Below are 22,498 nucleotides of genomic sequence, written 5' to 3'. Positions count from 1 at the left end.
GGCGCCGCGCGGGAGTATGCCGTCGGCCCCGTCGCCCGCTCCGGCGCGGTCGCGCTGGCGGCTTCCTTCTGGCGCGAGACGCCCTCCTGCGGTACGACAGAGGCATGACTGGACACATCGCACAGGCAGAGGTCATCGTCGACGCACCGCCGCGTGCCGTCTGGGGCGCCCTGACGGAGCCGGACCGGGTGAGGTCGTGGATGGCCGGCACCACCCTCACCACCGACTGGCAGGTGGGCAGTCCGATCACCTGGCAGGGCGAGATGGAGGGCAAGCCCTACGAGGACAAGGGCGAGGTGCTCGAGGTCGAGGAGGGCCACCGTCTCTCGATGACGCACTACAGCCCGCTCATGGGCCAGGAGGACCGGCCCGAGAACTACCACACCGTCACCTACACGCTGACCCCGACGAGGGACGGCCGCACCACGCTGGCGCTCGAGCAGGACGGCAACGACTCGCAGGAGCAGGCCGACCAGTTCTCGCAGAGCTGGCAGGGCATGCTCGAGGCGCTGAAGTCGACCGTCGAGTCGGACTGAGGGCTCCGCGCCTTTACGAGCGGCCCTGACCCACAACGGAATCGGCGCCGACCCGGAGGGGTCGGCGCCGATGGCGTGCGGGGCCGCAGCGGCGCGGGCTCAGCCGAGGCGGGCCTCGAGCGAGATCGGCACGGCCTTGAGCGCCTGGCTCACCGGGCAGTTGGCCTTGGCGTCCTCGGCGGCGGCCTGGAAGTCCTCGGCCGAGATGCCGGGCACGTCACCGACGACGCTGATCACGATCTCGGTGATGCCCGTGCCGGGGACGAACGTGACGTTGGCGGTCGTGTCGAGCGTCGTCGGGGGCGTGCCGGCCTGCGCGAGACCGTTCGACAGCGCCATCGAGTAGCACGAGGAGTGCGCGGCGGCGATGAGCTCCTCGGGGCTCGTCCTGCCGTTCGACGACTCCGCCCGCGAGGGCCAGTTGACGTCGTAGGTGCCGATGCCCGAGCTCTCGAGGCTGACCTGGCCGGAGCCCTCGAAGAGCGAGCCCTCCCAGTGCGTGCTGGCGGTGCGAGTGGTGCCCATGCCTTGCTCCTTCGCTGTGCTGTCGACTCGGCCGGACGGTCGCCGGCCTCCGAAGAGGGAACGAGAGCAGCCTTGCCCGCTGTTCCCCGGGAGGCAAGGGGTTCGCCTGTCGAGACGGCCCGGCGGGGCGGTCAGCGAGCGGCGAGCGACGCGTCGTAGAGCGCCTTCTTGGACAGCCCCGTGCGCGCCGCGACGTCGGCGGCGACGTCCTTGAGCCGCTCCCCCTCCTTCACCCGCGTGCGGATGCCGGCCACGGCCTCCTCGAGGGAGGGCACCACCCGCTCGGCACCGGCCACGACGACGGTGATCTCGCCCTTGACGCCGCCCTCGGCCCACGCGACGAGCTCGTCGAGCGTGCCGCGTCGGACCTCCTCGTACGTCTTCGTCAGCTCGCGGCACACGGCGGCCCGCCGGTCGGGACCGAAGGCGTCGCGCATCGCGGCGAGCGTCTCCGGGAGCCGGTGCGGCGCCTCGAAGAAGACGATGGTGCGCCGCTCGTCGGCGACCTCGGCGAGGACCTTCGCCTTCTCGCCCGGCTTGCGCGGGAGGAAGCCGTCGAAGCAGAAGCGGTCGACCGGGAGGCCCGAGACCGCCAGCGCCATGAGGACCGCGCTCGGTCCGGGGACGCACGTGACGCGTACGCCCGCGTCGACCGCAGCGGCGACGAGACGGTAGCCGGGGTCGGAGACGGACGGCATACCGGCGTCGGTGACCACGACGACGCGCTCGCCGGCGACGAGCCGGGCGACGAGGTCGGGCGTCCGGGCGGCCTCGTTGTGCTCGTGGTAGCTGACGACCGACCCGGTCGGGGTCACGGCGAGGTCGGTGAGCAGGCGGCGCAGACGACGGGTGTCCTCGGCCGCGACGACGTCTGCGGTGGCGAGCTCCTGCCCCAGTCGGGGGGCCGCGTCCCGTGGGTCGCCGATCGGGGTGGCCGCGAGGACGAGGGTGCCGGTGGTCATGCCGTCATCCTCGCAGGGCACCGACGCGCCCCGTCACGACCGCGCGTCACCACAACCCGCCAGGTGGCGGCTCGTCGAGGTCACGAGCCGCGGACGACCCCGACAACCGTCCACGTGGTGGACTTCGGTGTCCACGAGATGGTCCCCATCGTGGACTCGAAACGCCGACGAAACCTCGACGCGGTACGACAGACCCATGACGAGCCAGGGCCCCGCCACGACCGAGCAGCTCCTCGAGGCCGACCGACGCGAGCCGAACGCCGCGACGTTCGCCTCCGGAGTCTCGTCGGCGCAGCAGCACGCCGCCCTCCGCGCGTCCGTGCGCCAGCTGGGCGCGCTGCTCGGCGAGGCCCTCGAACGCCACGAGGGAGCCGACCTGCTCGCCCTCGTCGAGAAGGTGCGTGGGCTGGCCCGCGAGCCCGAGGACGACGAGCTGCGCGCGCTCCTCGAGGGCGTCGACGCCCCGACCGCCGTCGTGCTGGCCCGGGCCTTCACGGCCTACTTCCAGCTCGTCAACGTCACCGAGCAGCTGCACCGCTGGCAGGAGCTGAGCGCGGTCGAGCAGACCCCGCTGGCAGCGACGGTCGGACGGATCGGGGACGCGCTCGAGGCCGGGAGCCTCGAGCGCGCCGAGCTCGAGTCGATCCTCGCCCGACTGGAGTACCGCCCCGTCTTCACCGCGCACCCCACCGAGGCGACGCGACGCACCGTCCTCAACCTGCTCCGGCGGATCGCCGTGACCGTCGACGAGCTCGAGGACCCGCGCCGACCCGTCTCCGACGGGCCGCGTGCCGAGCGCCGGCTGGCCGAGCTCGTCGACATGATGTGGCAGACCGACGAGCTGCGGATCGTCCGGCCCGAGCCGACCGACGAGGCCCGCACCGCGATGCACACCCTCCGCTTCCTCGCCGACCAGGTGGTGCCCGACCTGCTCGCCGAGCTCGACCGGACGCTCGCCGGCATCGGCGTCGAGCTGCCACCGTCGGCCCGGCCGCTGCGCTTCGGCGCCTGGGCCGGCGGCGACCGCGACGGCAACCCCAACGTCACGCCCGAGGTCACCCTCGCGGTCATCGGCATGCAGCACGACGCCGGCCTCGCCGAGCTCGTCGAGAAGCTCGACCACATGCTTCACGAGCTGTCGTCGTCGACCCGCTTCGTCGAGGTCAGCGACGCCCTGGGCGAGAGCCTCGAGCGCGACGCCGAGGCCCTGCCGGTGACGTATGACGCGGTGCGCCGGCTCAACGCGGAGGAGCCCTACCGCCTCAAGCTCAGCTTCGTGCGCGTGCGGCTGCTGCGCACGCGCGACCGCCTCACCCACGGGACCGCGCACGAGCCCGGCCGCGACTACGCAGGCTTCGACGAGCTGCTCGACGACCTCGTCCTCATGCGCGACTCGATGCTCGCGGCCGGTGACACGCTGACGGCGGACGGTGCGATCCTGCGCCTCATCCGCGCGGCCGTCGCCACCGGCACCGGCCTCGCGACGCTCGACGTGCGCGAGCACAGCGCGAAGCACCACGCCGCCCTCGCCGACCTCTACGACCGCATCGGCGGCCTCGACACGCCCTACAACGAGCTCGACCACGCCGCACGCATCACGGTGCTGTCCCGCGAGATGGCCTCGCGCCGTCCGCTCACCGGTGTCGGCGTCCACGACGTCGGCGACGCCGCGCAGGCGTCCCTGTCACTCATGGCGGCGATCGTGAGAGCGCTCGACACCTACGGCCCCGAGGCGATCGAGACCTACATCGTGTCGATGACCCACGACGTCGACGACCTCTTCGCCGTCGTCGTGCTGGCCCGTGAGGCAGGCCTCGTCGACACGGGCACCGACTCGACGCCGGCCAGCGCGCGCATCGGATTCGCGCCGCTCTTCGAGACCGTCGCCGAGCTCGAGGCCGCCGGACCGCTCCTCGACGCACTGCTGTCCGACCCGTCGTACCGCCGTGTCGTCTCGGCCCGCGGGGACGTGCAGGAGATCATGCTCGGCTACTCCGACTCCTCGAAGGACGCCGGGATCGCCGCCTCGCAGTGGCAGATCCACCGGGCCCAGCGCGCCCTGCGCGACGTCGCCCGCCAGCACGGCGTCGTCCTGAGGCTCTTCCACGGCCGCGGCGGTTCGGTCGGACGTGGCGGCGGCCCGACCGGCGAGGCGATCCTCTCCCAGCCCTACGGCAGCCTCGACGGCCCGATCAAGATCACCGAGCAGGGCGAGGTCATCAGCGACAAGTACACCCTGCCCGGACTCGCGCGATTCAACCTCGAGGTCGCCCTCGCCGCGGTGCTCGAGGCCTCGGTCCTGCACCGGAGGTCGCTGCTCCCCCAGGACGTCCTCGACGGCTGGAACGGCACGATGGACCTCGTCGCGGGTCGTGGCCAGGACGCCTACCGCTCCCTCGTGCGCGACCCCGGGCTCGTGCCCTTCTTCGTGTCGGCGACGCCGGTCGACGAGCTGGGCAAGATGAACATCGGCTCGCGGCCCTCCAAGCGACCCGGCGGCGAGGGCGGGCTCGAAGACCTCCGCGCCATCCCGTGGGTCTTCGGCTGGACCCAGTCGCGGATCATCCTGCCGGGCTGGTTCGGCGTCGGCTCCGGTCTCGCCGCGGCTCGCGAGGACGGCCGCGAGAAGACGCTGCGCGAGATGTACGGCTCGTGGGCCTTCTTCCGCACGTTCCTGTCCAACGTCCAGATGACGCTCGCGAAGTCGGACCTCGACATCGCCGCCGGCTACGTGCGGGCCCTCGTGCCCGACGACGTCGCCGGGGTCTTCGACACGATCCGCGAGGAGCACGCGCGGACGGTCGAGGAGGTGCTGCGGGTCACGGGTCAGAAGGAGCTGCTCGAGGCGGCCCCCGTCCTGCGGCGCACGCTCGACCTGCGCGACAGCTACCTCGCCCCGCTCCACGCGCTGCAGACCTCGCTCCTCGCCCGGTCGCGCGCGGTGCCCGACGACGTCGAGCCGGATGCGGACGTGCAGCGCGCACTGCTCCTGACGATCAACGGCATCGCCGCTGGCCTGCGCAACACCGGCTGACCCCCGACCACACTCGAGTGAGCGCCCAACCACACTCGAGTGAGCGCCTAACCCCAACTCCGCGGGCGGTCTCAGATCGTCTGCGCAACACGGATGTCGTGTGGGACGGGGCGCTCACTCGTGTGGGACGGGGCGCTCACTCGACTGCGTGTGGTCGCGTATGCCGTCGGGCCCGACGAGCGCACCGGCCCGGTCAGCCGGTGGCGGGGTCTCCCACGGCGCGGAGCATCCGGGCCGCCTGCTCGCGCATGACCTCGCGCAGCTCCGGCGGGTCGAGCACGGTCATCTCCCACGGCAGGGCACCCAGATGCATCGCCATCGCGCCGAGGTGGTTGCCGCCGGCCTCGAAGATGCAGCGGTCGGGGCCGTCTGCCGTCACCGTGCCGACCGATGGCGGGACCTGCTGGTCCACCGACGACTTCGGCGCCTCGATGCGCACTCGGGCGACGTGGTCGTACGCGTCGCGGCTGATCGCCCGCTGCACGTGCTCGGCGGCGTCGGGCGCGTCGTCGCGCGGGCGGAAGCGCCAGCCGCGGGTGTCGGCATCGGCCATCCGGTCGAGCCGGAAGGTGCGCCAGTCCTCGCGGTCGAGGTCGTAGGCGAGCAGGTACCAGCGGCGTCCGGTGGCGACGAGGCGGTAGGGCTCGACGCGGCGTTCCCCCGAACCGCGCGGGCCGGCATACGCGAAGGTGACCCGCTCCGTCTCGCGGCAGGCACGCGCGAGCAGCAGGAGGGTCGCCGCATCGACCGGCGCGGCGCCACCGTCGAGCGTCACGGTGGCCTCGTGGATGGCCTCGACCTGCGCGCGTAGCCGCCCCGGCAGCACCTGGTCGAGCTTGGCGAGCGTGCGCACCGCTGCCTCCCCGAGCCCTTCGACCGTGCCACCGGCCGCGAGCCGGAGGCAGACGGCGACGGCGACGGCCTCGGTGTCGTCGAGCAGGAGCGGTGGCAGGCGTCGCCCGGCGCCGAGCTGGTAGCCGCCACCGGCTCCGTGGGCGGCGTTGACGGGGTAGCCGAGGTCGCGCAGCCGCTCGACGTCGCGGCGCACGCTCCGGGTCGTGACGCCCAGGCGGTCGGCGAGCTCGGTGCCACTCCAGACGGGTCGGCTCTGGAGCAGGTCGAGCAGGCGCAGCACGCGGGCCGTCGTGCCGGAGCCGCTGTCGGACGTCGTGGACATGGCTCGAGCATGACAGCCTCTGCGGACAGGAACTGTCCTATATGGCTGGGAGGGTCGAGCCATGACCACGACACAGACCTCCATCGACTGGACCTCGGCCCTCGTCGACCAAGCCGCCCGGCACTGGACCAACCAGCTGCGCCCCCGCCTCGAGGGACTGACCGACGAGGAGTACCTCTGGGAGCCGACTCCCGGCGCGTGGAACGTCCACCCGCGCGGACAGGGCACGACCGAGATCCAAGGCGGCAGTGGTGCGCTGACCATCGACTTCGCCCACCCCGAGCCCGTCCCCGCACCCGTCACGACGATCGCCTGGCGGCTCGCGCACATCGTCGTCGGCGTCCTCGGCGCCCGGGTGCACAGCCACTTCGGCGGCCCCGAGGTCGACTACCTCACCTTCGACTACGCCGGCACCGCCGACGAGGCCCTGGCCCAGGTCGACGCGGCCTTCGCCGCCTGGACCGCAGGCGCCCGGGGCTGGGACGAGGCCGCGCTCGCCGAGCCCTGCGGACCGAGCGAGGGCCCCTGGGCCGAGCACCCGCGCGTCGAGCTCGTCCTCCACATCAACCGTGAGCTCATCCACCACGGCGCAGAGATCGCGCTGCTCCGTGACCTCTACGCCCACCGCAACGACTGAGAGAAGGACCAGACATGGCAGCCCACGTCCCACCCGTCGCCGACGAGCGCGAGAGTCTCATCGCCTACCTCGACCAGCAGCGCGACGCCTTCGCCACCGTCGCGTTCGGCCTGACCGAGGAGCAGATCCGACTCGCACCGACCGCCGGCACCCTCAGCATCGGCGGCCTCGTCAAGCACGTCACCACGTGCGAGCGCGGCTGGACCGAGCGCATGGCTGCGGCGCCCGAGGCGCCGGGCCCGCCGGACCGGTCCCTCGAGGAGCAGGCCACCGCCTGGGGCGACGACTTCCGCGTCACCGACGGTGACTCACTCGAGTCGCTCCTGGCCGCGCTCGCCGCCCAGGGCGACACGACCCGCGAGGTGCTCCGCCGGGCCGACCTCGGAGCCGCTGTGCCGGTGCCGCGCGACGCCCCGTGGTTCCCCCAGGACGTCGACGCGTGGTCGGTGCGTTGGGTCGCGATGCACCTCGTCGAGGAGCTCGCCCGGCACGCCGGGCACGCAGACATCGTCCGCGAGTCGATCGACGGCGCGACGACGTACGAGCTCGTGGCCGCCCGGGAGGGCTGGCCCCAGACGCCGTGGCTCACACCGTGGAGGCCGGCCGAGCGGAGCAGCGCCTGACGCGAGTTCCGTTGCAGCACAACGCTTGCAGCACAAAGGCGAAGGGCCCTTGGGAGTATGAGTCTCAAGGGCCCTTCTGGTTGATCGGTCGATGATGACGCTCCCGATCGACTTCTCGTCGTCTCCGGTCCCGGCCGCCTCGTCACCCGGCTGCCGCGGTGGGTTGCCCCACCGTGTGGACCCTCGTCTCCGAGTCGTCCCGCTCTCCCCGAGGGGAGGGCGTGAGAGATTTCTATCCCGCACCGACGGGGTCCGCAAGGGCTTTCGCGAAACATTTCAGCGGTCCACAGGCGGGCGGCGTGTCGTCCACAGGAAGGGCCCGCTTCTCCACCGGTTGTACGCGTCGGTGCACAGCTTGTGCACCACCCCTGTGGACGGCGGGGGGCTCAGTCGCCGGCCCCGCCCGACTCGTCGAGAACGGCCCGCAGGAGGGCCACCCCCGCCGCCGCGTCCCGGGCCCGCTCGCGGTCCCCGGCGGACGCATACGCGGCCCCCGCCTCGACGAGCGATCGCACCTCGGCGGCCACGAGCGAGCGCTCGGTGGCGTCGTCGAGCCGACGACGCTCGGCCTCCGTCACCCCGAGCCCGACAGCCGCCCCGGCCACGTCGGCCGACGTCGCGACGGTGCGGCCGTCGTCGACGGGCAGGGCCTCGGCATTCTCGATCGCGGCCACGGCGGTGCGCAGCACGCTGGCAGCTGCCCGGTCGCGCTCGCGCATGGCCGTCGTCAGACGGGAGCGCAGGACGGTGCGGAGTGCCGATGACATGCCGAGACGGTATGCCGCTGCCTACCCTGTGCGCCAAGGAGTTTCGCCCCGACTGAACTCAGCCCGGCGGACGAAGGCGCTCTCGGAAGAAGTCGCGGACGGCCGCGACGGCCTCCGGGTGCTTGTGGTCCGTGAGTGTCGCATGGTCGTGGCCGTCGAGCTCGACCGCGATGAAGCCGTCGCCGAGCTCACGACGCAGCGTCTCGAACCGCGTCCCCGTGGCCCAGTCACCGCGGTAGCGGACACCGAGCACCGCACACCCCTGCGCGACGCGGCGTCGCACCACCTCGAGGTCCGCAGCCGCCAGGTTGATGTCTGCGGCCCGCCGCCGTCCGAGCGGCAGCGGTGTCGCCGGCTGGGCGACGACGGGTGCCACCACGACGGGGTCGACCATCATCGCGAGCGCGAAACCACCGGTCACGCACATGCCGATCGCCCCCACTCCCGGGCCGCCCACGCGGAGGTGCAGGTCCCGCGCGAGGGCACGCAGCCACCCGGCAAGCGGTGCCGTGCGACCCGTCGCGAACATCGTGAACTCGCGGGTGACGCAGAGCCGCGGCACGACTCGCAGGGCCTCCCACGTGTGCGGTGGCGCGTGCGACGAGCCGAACAGGTGCGGCATCGTCACGGTGAAGCCGTCCTCGACGAGCTCGTCACCCAGCTCGATGACCTCCGGGGTCAGGCCCGGGCTCTCGTGCACGACGACGATCCCGGGCCCCTCGCCACGTTCGTAGACGGGGTAGGCGAAGCCGTCCGCGGTGAACTCCCCGCCTGCCCAGCCCGCCAGCAACGACATGCAAGGACCCTACGGCGGTCGGCGCTCCCGTGGGCCGAGTCCACCGCGCGACTACAGTGACGCCATGTCGAGCGACGCCGGTGCGGCACCGACCGAGGCCCCCGCCCACGGCGGCAGCGCCCTCCCGCGGTTCCTGTCCCGGCCGTCGCCACGGGACCCGGCCCCCGTCACCGACCCGGCCGAGCGGCGCGGTCTCCGCTGGGAGACGGTCCTCGTGCTCGGGGTCAGCCTCGGGTCATCGGCCGTCTACGCCGTCCTCAGCATCATCGAGAAGCTGACCCGCCCGGTCCCGCTGTCACAGCAGACGACGGCGATGAACCAGTCGGCCACGCCGGGACGTCCGTGGCTCGACCTCGCCTACCAGCTCGCCGGCATCGTCCTGCCCCTCGTCGCCGTCGCCCTGGCGCTCTACCTGCTCAACCACGTCCGGAGGCCGGCCGTCGACGTGCGCGCCGGCCACTTCGTCGGCCTCGACCGCCGCGAGCCCGGCCGTGACCTCCTCCGCGGGCTCGGGCTCGCCGCCGTCATCGGCATCCCGGGGCTCGGCTTCTACTTCCTCGCCAAGGCGATCGGCATCAACACCCAGGTCTCGGCCGCCAACCTCGAGGCGGTGTGGTGGTCGGCTCCCGTGCTCGTCCTCGCGGCCGTCGAGAACGCCCTCCTCGAGGAGGTCATCATGGTCGGCTACCTCTTCACGCGGTGGCGCCAGACCGGATGGTCGTGGCCGCTCGTCATCGGGCTCTCAGCGCTGATCCGTGGCAGCTACCACCTCTACCAGGGCTTCGGCGGCTTCGCCGGCAACATCGTCATGGGGCTCGTCCTCGGCCTCGTCTTCGTGCGCACCCGGCGCGTCATGCCGCTCGTCGTGTGCCATGCCGTGCTCGACACCGTGGCCTTCGTCGGCTACTCCGTGCTGCGGTCGCGCGGGGTCTCGATCTGACCGCCCCCGCCGGCCGCCGTCGGAGCGCCGCGCGGCCCACCCAGCCCCACTGCATACGATGTCGCCCATGAACTCGGCCAGACAGGTGCGCGCTCGCCTGCTCGGGGACCCGGCCGACGACTACCGGCTGACCCGCCGCACCGCCGGACGCATCGCGTGGCTCGGCTGGGCCGGGCCGCTCTTCTTCATGCTCGTCGGTGGCTTCATGCGCTTCTGGCACATCGGCGCCCCGCACCAGCTGATCTTCGACGAGACGTACTACGTCAAGCAGGGCTGGTCGATGGTCCTGTACTGGTTCGAGATGAAGAACGACGACGTGCTGCAGGAGGCCAAACAGGTCGACCAGCACTTCACCGCCAACGACCCGATGGTCTACGGCACCGAGGGCGACTTCGTCGTCCACCCACCCGTCGGCAAGTGGCTCATCGGCTGGGGCGAGGCGCCGTTCGGCATCCTCAACTCCTTCGGCTGGCGCTTCGCCGTCGCGCTCGCCGGCACGATCTCGATCTTCATGCTCGGTCGCATCGCTCGTCGGCTCTACCGCTCCGACCTCCTCGGCACCGTCGCGGCCGCGCTCCTCGCCTTCGAGGGCCACCACTTCGTCCACTCGCGCACCGGCCTGCTTGACATCTTCGTCATGTTCTTCGGGCTCGCCGCCTTCGGCGCGCTGCTCATCGACCGCGACAAGGCGCGGGAGGTGCTGGCCCGCACGGTCGGTGACCGCGCCCGGGCCGCGACCTCGTGGATGGGGCCGTGGCTCGGCTGGCGTCCGTGGCGGTGGGTCGCCGGCATCATGCTCGGGCTCTCGGCCGGCGTGAAGTGGTCGGGCCTCTACTTCCTCGTCTTCTTCGGGGTGCTCACCGTGCTCTGGGACGTCGGGGCCCGCCGGGCAGCCGGCGTGCGCGGCTGGTCGGCCGGCGGCATCGTCAAGGACGGGCCGTACGCCTTCGTGCAGCTCGTCGTCACCGCCGTCGTCACGTACGTCGCGAGCTGGACCGGCTGGATCCTCACCAAGGGCGGCTCGTTCCGCACGTGGGCGCAGAACAACCCCGACACCGACTACGGCTGGCTGCCCGACTGGTGGCGCTCCCTCTGGGCCTACCACCAGCAGATGTACGCCTCGACGCAGGCGATCACGAGCTCGCACCCGTACCAGACCAACCCGTGGTCCTGGCTCATCCAGGGGCGGCCCACCTCGTTCTTCTACGAGGGCCCGAAGAAGGGCGCCGACGGCTGCATCGTCGACCAGTGCAGCAAGGCGATCACCTCGATCGGCACCGTCTCGATCTGGTGGGGCGCGACGCTCGCGATCTTCGTCCTGCTCTTCATGTGGGCGCTGCACCGCGACTGGCGCGCCGGCGCGATCCTCTGCGCCCTCTTCGCCGGCTACCTGCCGTGGTTCTTCCTCGGTGACCGGACGATCTACTCCTTCTACGAGGTCGCGTTCGTCCCCTACGCCGTGCTCGCCTGCGTCTACGTCCTCGGGCTCGTCGTCGGCGGCCGCGACGCCTCCCTGACGCGCCGCCGTATCGGCTACGGGCTCATGGGTGCGTTCGTGCTCGTCACCATCGGCCTCTTCGCGTTCTTCCACCCGATCTACGTCGCCGACGTCATCCCGTTGTCGGAGTGGCAGGCTCGGATGTGGTTCCCCAGCTGGGTCTGAATCCGCGCGGGCCGGCCGTCGCCAAGGTGGGACGTCTGCCGGAGGCGCCGGTCCTCGGCCGCAACCGGTCAGTGCACGATCCGGACGTTCGGGGCAGAACGGTCTACCCTGAACGGTGCACCATCGTTCATCTGACCCATCCCTCGGACCCACCGTCTGCTAGAGGTACGGCCGGCGCCCACGCCCGTTTCGGGAGCAGGTGAGGAGACCCCTCATCTGCGGACGAGAGCGCGGAAGACCGCTCCCCAGAAGCGCGCTGTCCCTTCTCAAAGGAGTCCTGATGACGTTCTCTCCCCTAGGCCGAGCTCACGCGCCAGTCGCGGCGGCGGTCGGCCTCCTCGCCCTCCTCGCTGCGTCGGGGCCGACCACGGCCTCACATCCCCTCGTCGCGGACGCGGGTGCGGTGTCCGAGGTGCACCCGGTCGCAGCCCGATCGCACCCGGCCACGGCCACGCCGGTCGAGCACCTCGTGGTCATCTACCAGGAGAACGTCTCCTTCGACCACTACTTCGCCACCTACCCGCAGGCCGTGAATACCGCCGGTGAACCCTCGTTCCGACCGGCACCCGGCACGCCGAGCGTCAACGGGCTGGGCGTCTCCCTGCAGTCGCCCAACAACCCCAACTCCGTCCAGCCGTTCCGTCTGGCCCGATCCCAGGCACAGACCTGCGACCAGGACCACAACTACAAGGACGAGCAGCTGGCCTTCGACCACGGGCTGATGGACAAATTCGTCGAGACCGTCGGCCGAGGTGCCGGCGTCTGCGCCGACTACGGCCACGGCAAGGGTCTGGTCATGGGCTACTACGACGGCAACACCGTCACGGCGCTCTGGAACTACGCGCAGCACTTCGCGATGAGCGACAACCACTTCAGCAGCACCTTCGGGCCCTCCACGCCTGGTGCCATCAACCTCGTCTCGGGGCAGACCCACGGGTTCAGCCCGGACGGCGGGGCGGTGCCGGCCGCCAGTGGCACCATGATCGGCGACCCCCAGCCGAAGGGCGACATCTGCGACACCCGCGACACCAGCTCGTCGGTGGACCCCCGCAATCGAAACGTCGGCGACCTGCTCAACGCCCAAGGAGTCAGCTGGGGCTGGTTCCAGGGAGGCTTCGCCGACTGCGCGGCCTCGCACACCGACGCCGGCGGGGTCGTGAGCAAGGACTACATCCCGCACCACGAACCGTTCCAGTACTACGCCAGCACGGCGAACCCCGACCACACGCGTCCGACGTCGACGGCCGAGATCGGACACGCCGGACCCGCCAACCACCAGTACGACCTGACCGACTTCTGGTCCGCCGTGCGAGCTCACAGCCTGCCGTCGGTCAGCTTCCTCAAGGCGGCCGCCTACCAGGATGGGCACGCCGGATACTCCACGCCGCTCGACGAGCAGCGCTTCCTCGTCGAGACGCTCAACCAGCTCCAGAAGTCGTCCCAGTGGGAGCACACCGCCGTGGTCATCGCCTACGACGACAGCGACGGCTGGTACGACCACCAGATGTCGCCGATCGTCAACCAGTCCCGGGAGGCCAATGATGCGCTGACCGGGCCCGGCGCCTGCGGCACCAACCCCGCCCGGATCGCCGGCGGCTACCTGGACCGGTGTGGCTACGGTCCACGGCAGCCGCTGCTCGTCATCTCGCCGTTCGCCAAACGCAACTTCGTCGACCACTCGGTCACCGACCAGACCTCGATCCTCAGGTTCATCGAGGACAACTGGAACACCGGGCGGGTGGGCAACTACTCCTTCGACGAGAAGGCCGGACCCCTGACCAACCTCTTCACCTTCCGGACCCCCGGAGACGACGGCCACGGCGCCCGCGCCCCGCGCCTCACACTCGACCCGGAGACCGGTCAGCCCAAGGCCCTGTGACGAGCCCGTTCGGTGGGTGAAGCCGAGGGGAGCCGTCGCTCCGTCTCCTCCCGAATCCCCATCCACAGATGGCAGAAGGCCGGACGACGAACACGTCCGGCCTTCTGCCATGTGTGGAGCTGAGGGGATTCGAACCCCTGGCCTTCTCATTGCGAACGAGACGCGCTACCAACTGCGCCACAGCCCCTTGGTGCGAAGGAACGATAACACCACGCCGACCGGCATACCCAATCGACCCGCGCCCGCAGAGCGTGGTGGATCGTCGGCACCCAGCGCCGGCAAAGCACCGCGACTAGGACGTCGCGGACGCCCTCGGCGTCGCCGCTGACGGCGTCGGCGCCGTGGACGTCTCAGACCCAGAAGGGCTTGGCGAGGGCGTCGGCTTGCCGGCCTCGGCAATGGCCTTCTCGAGCGCGGCGACCGTCGCGGCATCGACCGTCCCGGTGGCAGGGACGTCGAGCTCTGCCTGGAACTTCTTGAGCGCCTCCGTCAGGGCAGGTGTCCACCGTCCGTCGACGGGACCGTCCCAGAAGCCGGCGAGCTTGAGGGTCTGTTGCACGGCGGCCGTCGACGCGAGCTCCTCCTGCGCGGCCGCGCCTCCCTTGGCCTGCAGGTCGGACTGGAGGGCCTCCTGCGTCGCCTTGTCGACCGTGCCGGTGACCGGCAGTCCGTGGGCCTTTTGCAGCGCCTGCACGGCGTCGACCGTCGACGGCCCGTACACGCCGTCGACCTTGCCGGTGAAGTATCCGGCCTCGCTGAGGGACTTCTGCAGCGTGGCCGTGTAGTCGTGCACCGCCGTCTGGGCGGACTTCTGCGCCTCGTCGGTCAGACACCCTGCGTCGGCGAACAGGGCCAGCCACGACATCTCGAGCGCCACTGCGGCGGCGTTGAACTGCTGGGAGGCCTGGCGCAGGGGCGTCTGAGCACCGATGCCCTGCTGAGCTGCCGTGAACTCGGTCTCGGCCTGCGTGACCCGGTTCACCGTCGCCGGCGGCACGGTCGGTGTCGGGCTCTGGCTCGCCGCCGGGGTCGTGGCGCTCGACGATGACCCAGCCGTGGTGTTCCCCGCGGCCGCGGCTGCCTGGGCGGCCGCCAGCTCCTGCTCTGCCGTCACCACCGCAGCCTGGGCGTCGACCGCGGCCGTGGCGGCTGCGGTGGCGTCCGCACGCGGCTGCTCGAGGTCGGCACCTGCCGTCTGCACGTCCCCCACCGTCGGGGCCGTCGCCGTCAGCACGTCCCCGTAGCGGTCGACCGCCGTGACGTAGTCGGCCGCCGTGGTGCAGAAGTGCGCCGCTGCCGCCGCGGCGTCCGTCCGTGCCCTGGCCAGCGCTTGCTCCTTGACGGACACCCGCGCATCGGGCAGTGCCGTCCCGGTGCTGCAGGCGGCAACCGCCATCGCGATCGCCACCGCGCAGCCCCCGACGCGGACCCGACTCCGGCGACGCGCGCCGGACGGACGCCCTCCGACCCCAGTGCTGTCGGAGGTGTCGGACGGGCCGGTCAGGGGCAGCACGGCGGCTCACCCACGTCAGGCCAGCGCCTTGGCCTTGAGAGCGTCGAACTCGTCCTGGGTGATGGTCCCGGAGTCGAGCAGCCCCTTCGCGCTGGCGATCTGGGCCGACGGGCTCTCCGCCGCCTGCGAGCCGGCCGCCTGACGGATGTACTCGTCCTGCTGGGCCTTCATCTGGGCCATCTCCGTCATCTGACGCTCGGTCATGCTGCGCCCACGGGCGATGAGGTAGATCAGGGCGCCCAACCAGGGCACGAGGATGAGCAGAACGGCCCAGCCCGCCTTGCCCCAGCCGCTGAGCTCGCGGTCACGGAACAGGTCGAAGATGCACCGGAACCACACGGTGATCGCGGCGATCCAGATGAAGAACCAGAAGCTCCACAGCAAGACGTCCCAGAAGTTGTTCGTGATGTTGTCCATGTCAGTCCCCTCGGTGCGGTGTAGCGGTGATCAGGGCGCTGACGTGCGCCGTTGACCTCAGCCTGCCCACGGAGCCGGCGAGGTGCCTCAACCGCTGAGGGTGAACCGTTCCGACGAAAACCGGCTGTAACTGCCGGCCTCCCCCAGCGTGCCCGGCCTCACGTTCCCCCCGACGTGCTGTCCGGGGCTGCCATCTCACGTGCTCTTTCATACTTTGGGGGTGATGTTCACCCCGCGCTCAACCGTGACGGTGGGATCGGTGGGAGGGCTCTCGTGGGGCCCCGGGCGGCGAGTGGACCGGATGACACCGTTCGCTCGGGGCAGCACGACACCGGACAGAAGCCACACGAGAGACAGGGCATCGGTGATGGGTTCCGACACAAGTTCCAGGCCCGGCGTCAGCGTCGGTCCCACCAGCGAGTTCAGCTTGTTCTTCCACGTCAAGCCGGGACACGGTGAGGCTCTCCACCAGGCCCTTCGGGACCTGCAGGACGCGCCCGGCTACCGGCCCGGCGACTACGAGATGCCGATCGCCTCCATCCACGAGGCACGCTTCGTCCCCTTCGACGACGACACGCGGCTTCTCTTCGCCACGAGCTTCGACGGGCCCTGGGACGCGTACATGGAGGACTTCGCGTCGAAGCCGCTCAAGCTCTTCGACTCGATATTCCAGCACGTCGTGGGCTACGAGGGACTCCCGTCGTTGCAGGCGGTCAAGGACTTCATCCTCAGTGCCCAGCAGACCGCCGGTGGCTACGCCCGCAACTACGGCGGCACGGTGAAGCAGATCCGGAAGGCCATCACGGTCAACGACGCGTTCCAGGAGGTCCTCGACGACCCCGGGGCAGCCGACGCCTTGCAGCACCCAGCGCTGCGACCGCTGCTCGACGTGGCCGCGGACTAGTCGACAGCCCTACCTCGGGAGCGAATGCATGTCCGACCACATCTCCGGCCCGCGCGCGCTGGCCGAGCCGATCGCCGACATCACCGACGTGTACGCCTTCCCGAGCCCGCAGCGGCCCGGACGTCTGGTGCTCGTCATGAACACGCTGCCGTTCGCCCAGCCCGGCGATCACTTCTCGGACGGGCTCATCTACCGGTTCCGCCTGCGCCAGCTCACGGCCCGCGCCGGCGGCGGCCCCAGACTGTTCGACATCGCCGAGCGCGAGGTCACGGTCGACGTCGTCTTCGACGAGCCGGACGCGGAGGGTCCGCACGCGCAGGACGGCGTGGTCCGCACCTCGGGCGGCGTCAGCCAGTCGTTCCGTGCCGGGGAGCGGAGCGGCGGCTCCACCGACCCGTTGCGCGTCTTCGCCGGCGTCCGCTGGGACCCGTTCTTCATGGACGCTCCTGCCGCGTTGAAGACCATCGCCACCGGGGAGCTCAGCTTCGCGCAGCCCGGGACCATCTTCCTCGACGGCAAGAACGTCCTCAGCATCGTCGTCGAGCTCGACGTGGCCACCCTCGTGGGCGCGGATGTCGCTCTCGTGGGCGTCATCGCGGAGACCCTGACCCGCGGCAGGTTGAACGTCCGCATCGAGCGCGTCGGCCGGCCCGAGGTCAAGAACCTCATGCTCGCGCCGAAGCAGTTCGACCAGGTCAACCGCGACCTCGAGATCCGCGACCTCTACAACATGGAGGACGGTTTCCACCTCGCCGAGGGGTACAAGGGCGCCTACCGGGCTCGACTGGACGCCAACCTCGCCTTCTGGGACGGCCTCGACGGCAAGGCGGACTGGTCGGTCGACGAGAGCGGAGCGCATGCCCTCCGCGGGGTCATGCTCGACGACTTCCTCGTCGTCGACGTCAGCAAGCCGTACGCGGAGCGTGGCACCTTCTTCGAGATCGAGCGAGCACTCATGAACGGGGAGGCGCACCGCACCTGCGGTGGGCGCGCCCTCAACGACGACGTGATGGACACGATCTTCACCCTGCTCGTCACCGCCGGCCTCGGGCCCGCCATCAGCGACGGCGTCGATGGGGCGAGCATGCCTGCCTCGACATCCTTTCCGTATCTCGCCGACCCGAACCCGGAGCCACCTGTGCCGCCGGCGCACATCTAGGTCGGGCCGTGAACCCGCCGACGCCCGCCTCCACCACGAGCGCCTCTCCGGGGGCCGGGACCGCCGAGACGACCGGAGCGCCCGCGGGGCCCCCGCTCGAGATCGACGACATCCAGGGCGGCGCGCTCTACGAGCGGCCCTCGCCGTACGTCGGCACCTACCTGCTCCTCCAGATCCATGAGGCCGCCGACGGGCGGGAGCTCATCCGACGGCTGCTCCCTCTCCTGGAGCCGGGGCCGGCCTCCGCAGCACCGCGGTCCGGCGCCTGGTTGACCGTGGCGTTCACCTACGAGGGCCTCAGGGTGCTCGGTGTCCCGGAGGAGTCGCTGGACAGCTTCGCCCCGGAGTTCCGGGAGGGGATGGCGGCCCGCGCGGCCGAGCTCGGTGACGTCGGCGCGAGCAGCCCCGAGCTCTGGGAGAAGCCCCTGGGCACCCGTGACGTGCACGTCGCGCTGGCCGCGCTCGCCCCCGATGCCGCCGACCTCGAGTCGGTGGTGGCTCGAGCCCGCCACGCGCAGGAGGAGATCCCGGGCGTCGAGGTGATCTGGCGCCAGGACTGCTACCAGCTGCCCACCGGACGCACGTCGTTCGGCTTCAAGGACGGGATCGGGCAGCCCGCCGTGGAAGGGGTGGGGACGCCGACCACGAACCGCGGGGAGCCGCCCATCAAGGCGGGCGAGTTCATCCTCGGCTACCCCGACGAGACCGGCGGCCTGGCGCCCATGCCGACCCCTGAGGTCCTCGGCCGCAACGGCACGTACATCGTCTTCAGGAAGCTGCACACCCGCGTCGCCGCCTACCGCCAGTACCTCCGCGACAAGGCGAGGACCCGTGAGGAGGAGGCCCTGCTCGGAGCCAAGATGGTCGGGCGGTGGCAGAGCGGCGCGCCGCTCGTCCTCTCCCCCGACGAGGACGACCCCGAGCTCGGCAGCGACGCCCGACGCAACAACGACTTCGGCTACACCTCGGACCTGCGCGGCTTCAAGTGCCCCGCCGGAGCCCATGCCCGACGCGCCAACCCGAGGGACTCACTCGACCACGAGATGAGCGTCGACGTGCGGCTGCACCGCATGATCCGCCGGGGTACGAGCTACGGTCCGATGCTGCCCGACGGTGTCCTCGAGGACGACGGCGAGGACCGGGGCATCATCTTCGTCTTCGCGGGGGCGCACCTCAAGCGCCAGTTCGAGTTCGTCAAGACGCAGTGGCTCAACGACGGGATCTTCATCGGCGCGCCCGCCGAGAAGGACCCCCTCGTCGGGGCGACCGACGGGTCCGGCGCCTTCACCATCCCGCAGCACCCCATCCGTCGCAGGTTGCCGGACGTGCCGCCCTTCGTGGTCACCCGGGGCGGCGAGTACTGCTTCGCCCCGGGGCTGCGAGCGCTGCGGTGGCTCGCCGAGCTCCCTGAAGACTGATCAACCGAACGAGGAGAGCGCATGTCCGACACGACCGGCACCGACCGCTGGAAGGCCCTTGACTTCGCGCCGCCTCCCCCCGACGAGGACGCAGCCGAGCCCTCCGTGCTCGTCGAGTACGTGGCCGGGGACACCGTCGCCGTGATCACCCTGAACAGGCCGCTCGCCGACAACGCCATCACGACCGAGATGGGCGCACGCCTGACCGAGGTGCTCGAGACGATCGCCGTGCGGCCTTCCATCCGCGTCGCCATGATCACCGGCGCCGGTGAGCGGGCCTTCTCGGTCGGCAGCGACCTGCGCCAGCGCCAGAGCATGACGAAGGAGCAGTGGCTGCGGCAGCGGCAGGACTTCGACCGCACCCTCTACACACTCCGCCAGCTGCGCAAGCCGATCTTCGCCGTCGTCAACGGGATCGCGTACGGCGGCGGGTCCGAGATCGCCCAGAGCACGGACTTCATCATCGCGTCGGAGAACGCCACCTTCGGCCAACCCGAGGCCATGATCGGGCTCTCGGCCGGAGGCGGCTCACCGGCGCTGCTCCCCCGCCTCCTGCCACGGGGACGGGCCCTGCAGATGCTCCTGACCGGAGACCCCGTCACGGCGCACGAGGCCCACCGGATCGGGATGGTCAACGAGCTGCACCCGCAGGCGGACCTCATGTCCCGCGCGCTGGCCATCGCGGAGAAGATCGCGAGCAACTCGCCGACCGCCGTCCAGGCCGTCAAACGTGCGGTTCACCTGGGCGAGGGACAGCCGATCGAGCAAGCCGTCGCCATCATGATGGACGCCCACTGGCGCTCGGCCGTGCACCCCGATCGGGTCGAAGGTATCGGCGCCTTCAACGAGAACCGAGACCCCCACTTCCAGGACTCGGACTACTGACCGAGCCGTGATCGACACCCCTGCTCGACCCCCTGCTCGACCCCCTGATCGACCCCCTGATCGACGAGGAGCCCACCATGCTGGTTGACGACAGTCTCCGACGAGCCCGGTCCGCGCTGACGATGATCCACCAACAGCCGTTCAACGCCGAGGCCCCACCCGAAGGGCTGACGGGCGACACCACCCCGACGGAGCAGCACTACGTCCGCAGCAACTTCGCACTGCCGGAGCACGACGGCACGCTCGAGATCGGTGGCGCCGTGGGCTCTCCCACGACGCTCACGCTGGACGACCTGCGCGCCCTGCCGTCCGTCGAGCGGGCCGTCACGCTCGAGTGCGCGGGAAACGGGCGGCTCGAGACGCGGCCGCTGCCCGCGGGAGAGCCATGGGGGGCGTATGCCGTCTCCACCGCCGTGTGGACGGGCACCTGGCTGCGCGACGTGCTCGAGCGGACGCAGCCCGATCCCGCCGGCGTGGAGGTCCGTTTCGAGGGCGCCGACAGCGGCTCCTACCTCCTCAACCCGGTGCTCGCCCAGACCGTGAAGTCCGACCTGACGTTCGTCCGTTCGCTGACCCTCGAGCACGCTCTCGACCCGGCTGCGGAGATCCTCATCGCCTACGAGATGAACGGACGCCCGCTCGGTCGCGACCACGGGGCGCCGTTCCGGATCGTCGTGCCAGGCTGGTTCGCCGTCGCCTCGGTCAAGTGGCTCAAGAGGATCGACGTCGTCACGGAGCCGTTCGAGGGCGAGTTCCAGACCGGGCACTACGTGTACGAGTGGCCGGATCGTCCCCACGAGCGCGTGACGACGATGCGCGTGCGGGCACGCGTCACCGACCCGGCGCCGGGGGCGGTCCTCACGCCGGGCACCCACGTGATCCGCGGGAAGGCCTGGTCGGGCACCGGGCCGGTCACGAACGTCGACCTCAGCTTCACCGGCGAAGGTGACTGGAGCCCTGCCGTGGTCGAGGCCCCCCAGGGTCCGCACCAGTGGCAGAGCTGGGCCTACGAGTGGGACGTCGCCCTGCCGGGGCGGTACAGCATCCGCGCCAAGGCGACCGACGCCGCAGGCAACGAGCAGCCGGACGTCCCACCGTGGAACCGGCTCGGATACGGGAACAACGCCGTCGAGGTGTCCTACGTCGACGTGCGCTGACCGCGCACCCGCGGCCGCCTCGTGGGTAAGGGACGGACATGCCCCACGCAAGGATCGGCGTCTCCGGCTGGCGCTACCCGTCGTGGCGCGGCGACTTCTACCCGAAGGGTCTTCCCCAGCGGCTCGAGCTGACGTATGCCGCCGAGCGGATGACGTCGATCGAGGTGAACGGCTCCTTCTACTCCCTCCAGCGTCCGAGCTCGTATGCCGCGTGGCGGGCTGCCGTGCCCGACGACGTCACCTTCGCGGTCAAGGGTGGGCGCTTCATCACTCACATGAAGGCGTTGCGCGACGTCGAGACCCCGCTGGCCAACTTCTTCGCGAGCGGGGTCCTCGCGCTCGGCCCCCAGCTCGGCCCGGTGCTGTGGCAGCTGCCGGCCCGCATCGAGTTCGACCCGAACCGTGTCCGGAGCTTCCTCCAGCTGCTGCCACGCTCGACGGGCGAGGCCGCGCGGCTGGCCGAGAAGCACGACGACAAGCTCAAGGAGGACCGCATCCTGACGACGTGCGAGGTCGACGTCCCGATGCGGCACGCCCTCGAGCCGCGTCACGACAGCTTCGACACCGAGGAGGCCCGGGCGCTCTGCGCTGAGTACGGCGTCGCCATGGTGATCGCCGACAGCGCAGGAACGTGGCCCGTCATGGACGACGCGACGAGCGACTTCCGCTACGTGCGGCTGCACGGCGAGACCGAGCTCTACGCCAGCGGCTACACGGACGAGTCCCTCGACCGGTGGGCGCGAACCTGCCACCACTGGATGGAGCAGGGGCACGACGTCCACCTCTACTTCGACAACGACGCGAGAGGTCACGCGCCGCACGACGCGGTGGGCCTCGTCCGGCGGCTCGGGCTGTCCACGGTCGCCTGAGCCGTGGACGTAGGTCGATGCGTCCGCGCGGAGACCACGCGGCATACGGTGTCGTCACGAGAGTCCTCGGACGACGGGAGACAGTCATGACCGAGCAGCACGCGGGTGAGGCGCCGTGAACCGCGACGAGCTCCGGGCCGCGCAGGAGCCCCTCAAGGCCCGCTACCGCGAGGACCCGGGCGCGGCCCTGCACCCGGTGTCGGCGAGCGCCGTCTTCGGCGAACCGGTCACGGTCGAGGTGCGCACCGCCGCTGGGGCGGTCCGCGCCGGGCTGCACCCGGCCGCGGGCGGCGACGGGTCCGATGCGTGCTCGGGCGACATGCTCATGGAGGCGCTCGTCGCGTGCGCCGGGGTGACGCTGCACGCCGTGTCGGTCGCGTTCGGCGTCGACCTGCGCGAGGTGGAGGTTCGGGCGGAGGCGACGTTCGACGCGCGCGGCACGCTCGGTGTCGACCGGACGGCACCGGTCGGGGTCCTCGGCCCGAGGGTCGTCGCCGAGGTCACGACGGACGCCGACGACACCACCCTGCAACGGCTCGCGACCGCCACGGAGCGCTACTGCGTCGTCGGCCAGTCGCTCCGGGAGCCACCGACGATCGAGGTGCGGCGCCGGGCGCCGCGGGACCGATAGGTTCGT

Annotated in this window: 21 protein-coding genes and 1 tRNA gene; 14 read left to right on the top strand and 8 right to left on the bottom strand. The window is 71.2% G+C overall.

What is annotated here, in order from left to right:
• Window positions 1-104 precede the first annotated feature (104 nt).
• Window positions 105-536 (top strand): SRPBCC family protein, encoded by a 432-nt coding sequence (locus ASH01_RS15905; protein ID WP_056777951.1) that lies wholly within the window; start codon window positions 105-107, stop codon window positions 534-536.
• Between the two features lie 99 nt (window positions 537-635).
• Here ASH01_RS15905 and ASH01_RS15900 read toward each other — a convergent pair whose 3' ends face one another.
• Both ASH01_RS15900 and rsmI read right to left on the bottom strand, forming a co-directional pair.
• Window positions 636-1,061 (bottom strand): OsmC family protein, encoded by a 426-nt coding sequence (locus tag ASH01_RS15900; protein ID WP_056777946.1) that lies wholly within the window; start codon window positions 1,059-1,061, stop codon window positions 636-638.
• Between the two features lie 131 nt (window positions 1,062-1,192).
• Window positions 1,193-2,023, bottom strand: coding sequence for a 16S rRNA (cytidine(1402)-2'-O)-methyltransferase (rsmI, locus tag ASH01_RS15895; RefSeq protein ID WP_056777943.1), 831 nt, complete (start codon window positions 2,021-2,023; stop codon window positions 1,193-1,195).
• A gap of 196 nt (window positions 2,024-2,219) precedes the next feature.
• On the opposite strand from rsmI, the gene ppc reads away from it, so the two are divergent.
• Complete coding sequence (ppc, locus tag ASH01_RS15890; protein WP_056777940.1) at window positions 2,220-5,057, top strand: phosphoenolpyruvate carboxylase; 2,838 nt, start codon at window positions 2,220-2,222, stop codon at window positions 5,055-5,057.
• Between the two features lie 193 nt (window positions 5,058-5,250).
• On the opposite strand, the gene ASH01_RS15885 is transcribed toward ppc, so the two are convergent.
• A complete protein-coding gene (locus ASH01_RS15885) occupies window positions 5,251-6,234 on the bottom strand; it encodes a helix-turn-helix transcriptional regulator (protein WP_056777936.1) in 984 nt (327 codons plus the stop codon).
• Window positions 6,235-6,295: 61 nt separating this feature from the next.
• Here ASH01_RS15885 and ASH01_RS15880 point away from each other — a divergent pair, with 61 nt between their 5' ends.
• On the top strand, window positions 6,296-6,871 hold the full coding sequence (locus tag ASH01_RS15880; protein WP_156415620.1) for a DinB family protein: 576 nt from the start codon (window positions 6,296-6,298) through the stop codon (window positions 6,869-6,871).
• Between the two features lie 14 nt (window positions 6,872-6,885).
• The gene (locus ASH01_RS15875) at window positions 6,886-7,494 is read left to right on the top strand and encodes a DinB family protein (protein ID WP_056777933.1); all 609 of its coding nucleotides are present in this window, start codon (window positions 6,886-6,888) and stop codon (window positions 7,492-7,494) included.
• 386 nt (window positions 7,495-7,880) lie between these two features.
• Here ASH01_RS15875 and ASH01_RS15870 read toward each other — a convergent pair whose 3' ends face one another.
• Window positions 7,881-8,261 carry a hypothetical protein gene (locus ASH01_RS15870; RefSeq protein ID WP_056777931.1) on the bottom strand — a complete coding sequence of 127 codons (381 nt, stop codon included), beginning with the start codon at window positions 8,259-8,261 and terminating at the stop codon, window positions 7,881-7,883.
• A 58-nt stretch (window positions 8,262-8,319) separates the two neighbouring features.
• A complete protein-coding gene (locus ASH01_RS15865; protein WP_056777927.1) occupies window positions 8,320-9,057 on the bottom strand; it encodes a dienelactone hydrolase family protein in 738 nt (245 codons plus the stop codon).
• 64 nt (window positions 9,058-9,121) lie between these two features.
• Between ASH01_RS15865 and ASH01_RS15860 the strand changes: the two genes are divergently transcribed.
• From ASH01_RS15860 to ASH01_RS15850, 3 genes are all read left to right on the top strand, one after another.
• Window positions 9,122-9,997 (top strand): CPBP family intramembrane glutamic endopeptidase, encoded by an 876-nt coding sequence (locus tag ASH01_RS15860; RefSeq protein WP_082619910.1) that lies wholly within the window; start codon window positions 9,122-9,124, stop codon window positions 9,995-9,997.
• 67 nt (window positions 9,998-10,064) lie between these two features.
• The gene (locus ASH01_RS15855; protein ID WP_056777924.1) at window positions 10,065-11,660 is read left to right on the top strand and encodes a dolichyl-phosphate-mannose--protein mannosyltransferase; all 1,596 of its coding nucleotides are present in this window, start codon (window positions 10,065-10,067) and stop codon (window positions 11,658-11,660) included.
• 280 nt (window positions 11,661-11,940) lie between these two features.
• Window positions 11,941-13,539, top strand: coding sequence for a phospholipase C (locus ASH01_RS15850; protein WP_056777922.1), 1,599 nt, complete (start codon window positions 11,941-11,943; stop codon window positions 13,537-13,539).
• 114 nt (window positions 13,540-13,653) lie between these two features.
• Here the strand turns inward: ASH01_RS15850 and ASH01_RS15845 are convergent.
• The 3 genes from ASH01_RS15845 to ASH01_RS15835 form a co-directional block, all read right to left on the bottom strand.
• Window positions 13,654-13,726 (bottom strand) — tRNA-Ala (locus tag ASH01_RS15845).
• 105 nt (window positions 13,727-13,831) lie between these two features.
• Window positions 13,832-14,935 (bottom strand): peptidoglycan-binding domain-containing protein, encoded by a 1,104-nt coding sequence (locus ASH01_RS15840; protein ID WP_056778663.1) that lies wholly within the window; start codon window positions 14,933-14,935, stop codon window positions 13,832-13,834.
• Between the two features lie 132 nt (window positions 14,936-15,067).
• A complete protein-coding gene (locus tag ASH01_RS15835; RefSeq protein WP_056777920.1) occupies window positions 15,068-15,469 on the bottom strand; it encodes an SHOCT domain-containing protein in 402 nt (133 codons plus the stop codon).
• Window positions 15,470-15,836: 367 nt separating this feature from the next.
• Between ASH01_RS15835 and ASH01_RS15830 the strand changes: the two genes are divergently transcribed.
• The 7 genes from ASH01_RS15830 to ASH01_RS15800 all read left to right on the top strand — a co-directional run bounded on the left by ASH01_RS15830 (window position 15,837) and on the right by ASH01_RS15800 (window position 22,492).
• Window positions 15,837-16,373, top strand: a complete 537-nt coding sequence (locus tag ASH01_RS15830) for a hypothetical protein (RefSeq protein ID WP_056777917.1) — start codon at window positions 15,837-15,839, stop codon at window positions 16,371-16,373.
• Between the two features lie 28 nt (window positions 16,374-16,401).
• Window positions 16,402-17,532 (top strand): DUF4331 family protein, encoded by a 1,131-nt coding sequence (locus ASH01_RS15825; RefSeq protein WP_056777913.1) that lies wholly within the window; start codon window positions 16,402-16,404, stop codon window positions 17,530-17,532.
• 8 nt (window positions 17,533-17,540) lie between these two features.
• Window positions 17,541-18,950, top strand: coding sequence for a Dyp-type peroxidase (locus ASH01_RS15820; protein WP_200961808.1), 1,410 nt, complete (start codon window positions 17,541-17,543; stop codon window positions 18,948-18,950).
• Window positions 18,951-18,971: 21 nt separating this feature from the next.
• Window positions 18,972-19,835 carry an enoyl-CoA hydratase/isomerase family protein gene (locus tag ASH01_RS15815; RefSeq protein ID WP_056777911.1) on the top strand — a complete coding sequence of 288 codons (864 nt, stop codon included), beginning with the start codon at window positions 18,972-18,974 and terminating at the stop codon, window positions 19,833-19,835.
• 77 nt (window positions 19,836-19,912) lie between these two features.
• On the top strand, window positions 19,913-20,992 hold the full coding sequence (locus ASH01_RS15810; protein WP_082619908.1) for a sulfite oxidase: 1,080 nt from the start codon (window positions 19,913-19,915) through the stop codon (window positions 20,990-20,992).
• 38 nt (window positions 20,993-21,030) lie between these two features.
• On the top strand, window positions 21,031-21,861 hold the full coding sequence (locus ASH01_RS15805; RefSeq protein WP_056777904.1) for a DUF72 domain-containing protein: 831 nt from the start codon (window positions 21,031-21,033) through the stop codon (window positions 21,859-21,861).
• 115 nt (window positions 21,862-21,976) lie between these two features.
• On the top strand, window positions 21,977-22,492 hold the full coding sequence (locus tag ASH01_RS15800) for an OsmC family protein (protein ID WP_056777900.1): 516 nt from the start codon (window positions 21,977-21,979) through the stop codon (window positions 22,490-22,492).
• The last annotated feature ends 6 nt before the right edge of the window (window positions 22,493-22,498 follow it).

The organism is Terrabacter sp. Soil811 (genome assembly GCF_001429655.1).
Classification (GTDB): domain Bacteria; phylum Actinomycetota; class Actinomycetes; order Actinomycetales; family Dermatophilaceae; genus Terrabacter.
This window is presented reverse-complemented; position numbering and strand designations above follow the sequence as displayed.

Coding starts and splice junctions, on each gene's coding strand:
- ASH01_RS15880 (WP_156415620.1), top strand. CDS start 6,296: ATGACCACGACACAGACCTCCATCGACTGGACCTCGGCCCTCGTCGAC.
- ASH01_RS15855 (WP_056777924.1), top strand. CDS start 10,065: ATGAACTCGGCCAGACAGGTGCGCGCTCGCCTGCTCGGGGACCCGGCC.
- ASH01_RS15830 (WP_056777917.1), top strand. CDS start 15,837: ATGGGTTCCGACACAAGTTCCAGGCCCGGCGTCAGCGTCGGTCCCACC.
- ASH01_RS15905 (WP_056777951.1), top strand. CDS start 105: ATGACTGGACACATCGCACAGGCAGAGGTCATCGTCGACGCACCGCCG.
- ASH01_RS15865 (WP_056777927.1), bottom strand. CDS start 9,057: ATGTCGTTGCTGGCGGGCTGGGCAGGCGGGGAGTTCACCGCGGACGGC.
- ASH01_RS15805 (WP_056777904.1), top strand. CDS start 21,031: ATGCCCCACGCAAGGATCGGCGTCTCCGGCTGGCGCTACCCGTCGTGG.
- ASH01_RS15840 (WP_056778663.1), bottom strand. CDS start 14,935: ATGGCGGTTGCCGCCTGCAGCACCGGGACGGCACTGCCCGATGCGCGG.
- rsmI (WP_056777943.1), bottom strand. CDS start 2,023: ATGACCACCGGCACCCTCGTCCTCGCGGCCACCCCGATCGGCGACCCA.
- ASH01_RS15850 (WP_056777922.1), top strand. CDS start 11,941: ATGACGTTCTCTCCCCTAGGCCGAGCTCACGCGCCAGTCGCGGCGGCG.
- ASH01_RS15825 (WP_056777913.1), top strand. CDS start 16,402: ATGTCCGACCACATCTCCGGCCCGCGCGCGCTGGCCGAGCCGATCGCC.
- ppc (WP_056777940.1), top strand. CDS start 2,220: ATGACGAGCCAGGGCCCCGCCACGACCGAGCAGCTCCTCGAGGCCGAC.
- ASH01_RS15900 (WP_056777946.1), bottom strand. CDS start 1,061: ATGGGCACCACTCGCACCGCCAGCACGCACTGGGAGGGCTCGCTCTTC.
- ASH01_RS15860 (WP_082619910.1), top strand. CDS start 9,122: ATGTCGAGCGACGCCGGTGCGGCACCGACCGAGGCCCCCGCCCACGGC.
- ASH01_RS15875 (WP_056777933.1), top strand. CDS start 6,886: ATGGCAGCCCACGTCCCACCCGTCGCCGACGAGCGCGAGAGTCTCATC.
- ASH01_RS15885 (WP_056777936.1), bottom strand. CDS start 6,234: ATGTCCACGACGTCCGACAGCGGCTCCGGCACGACGGCCCGCGTGCTG.
- ASH01_RS15870 (WP_056777931.1), bottom strand. CDS start 8,261: ATGTCATCGGCACTCCGCACCGTCCTGCGCTCCCGTCTGACGACGGCC.
- ASH01_RS15815 (WP_056777911.1), top strand. CDS start 18,972: ATGTCCGACACGACCGGCACCGACCGCTGGAAGGCCCTTGACTTCGCG.
- ASH01_RS15810 (WP_082619908.1), top strand. CDS start 19,913: ATGCTGGTTGACGACAGTCTCCGACGAGCCCGGTCCGCGCTGACGATG.
- ASH01_RS15835 (WP_056777920.1), bottom strand. CDS start 15,469: ATGGACAACATCACGAACAACTTCTGGGACGTCTTGCTGTGGAGCTTC.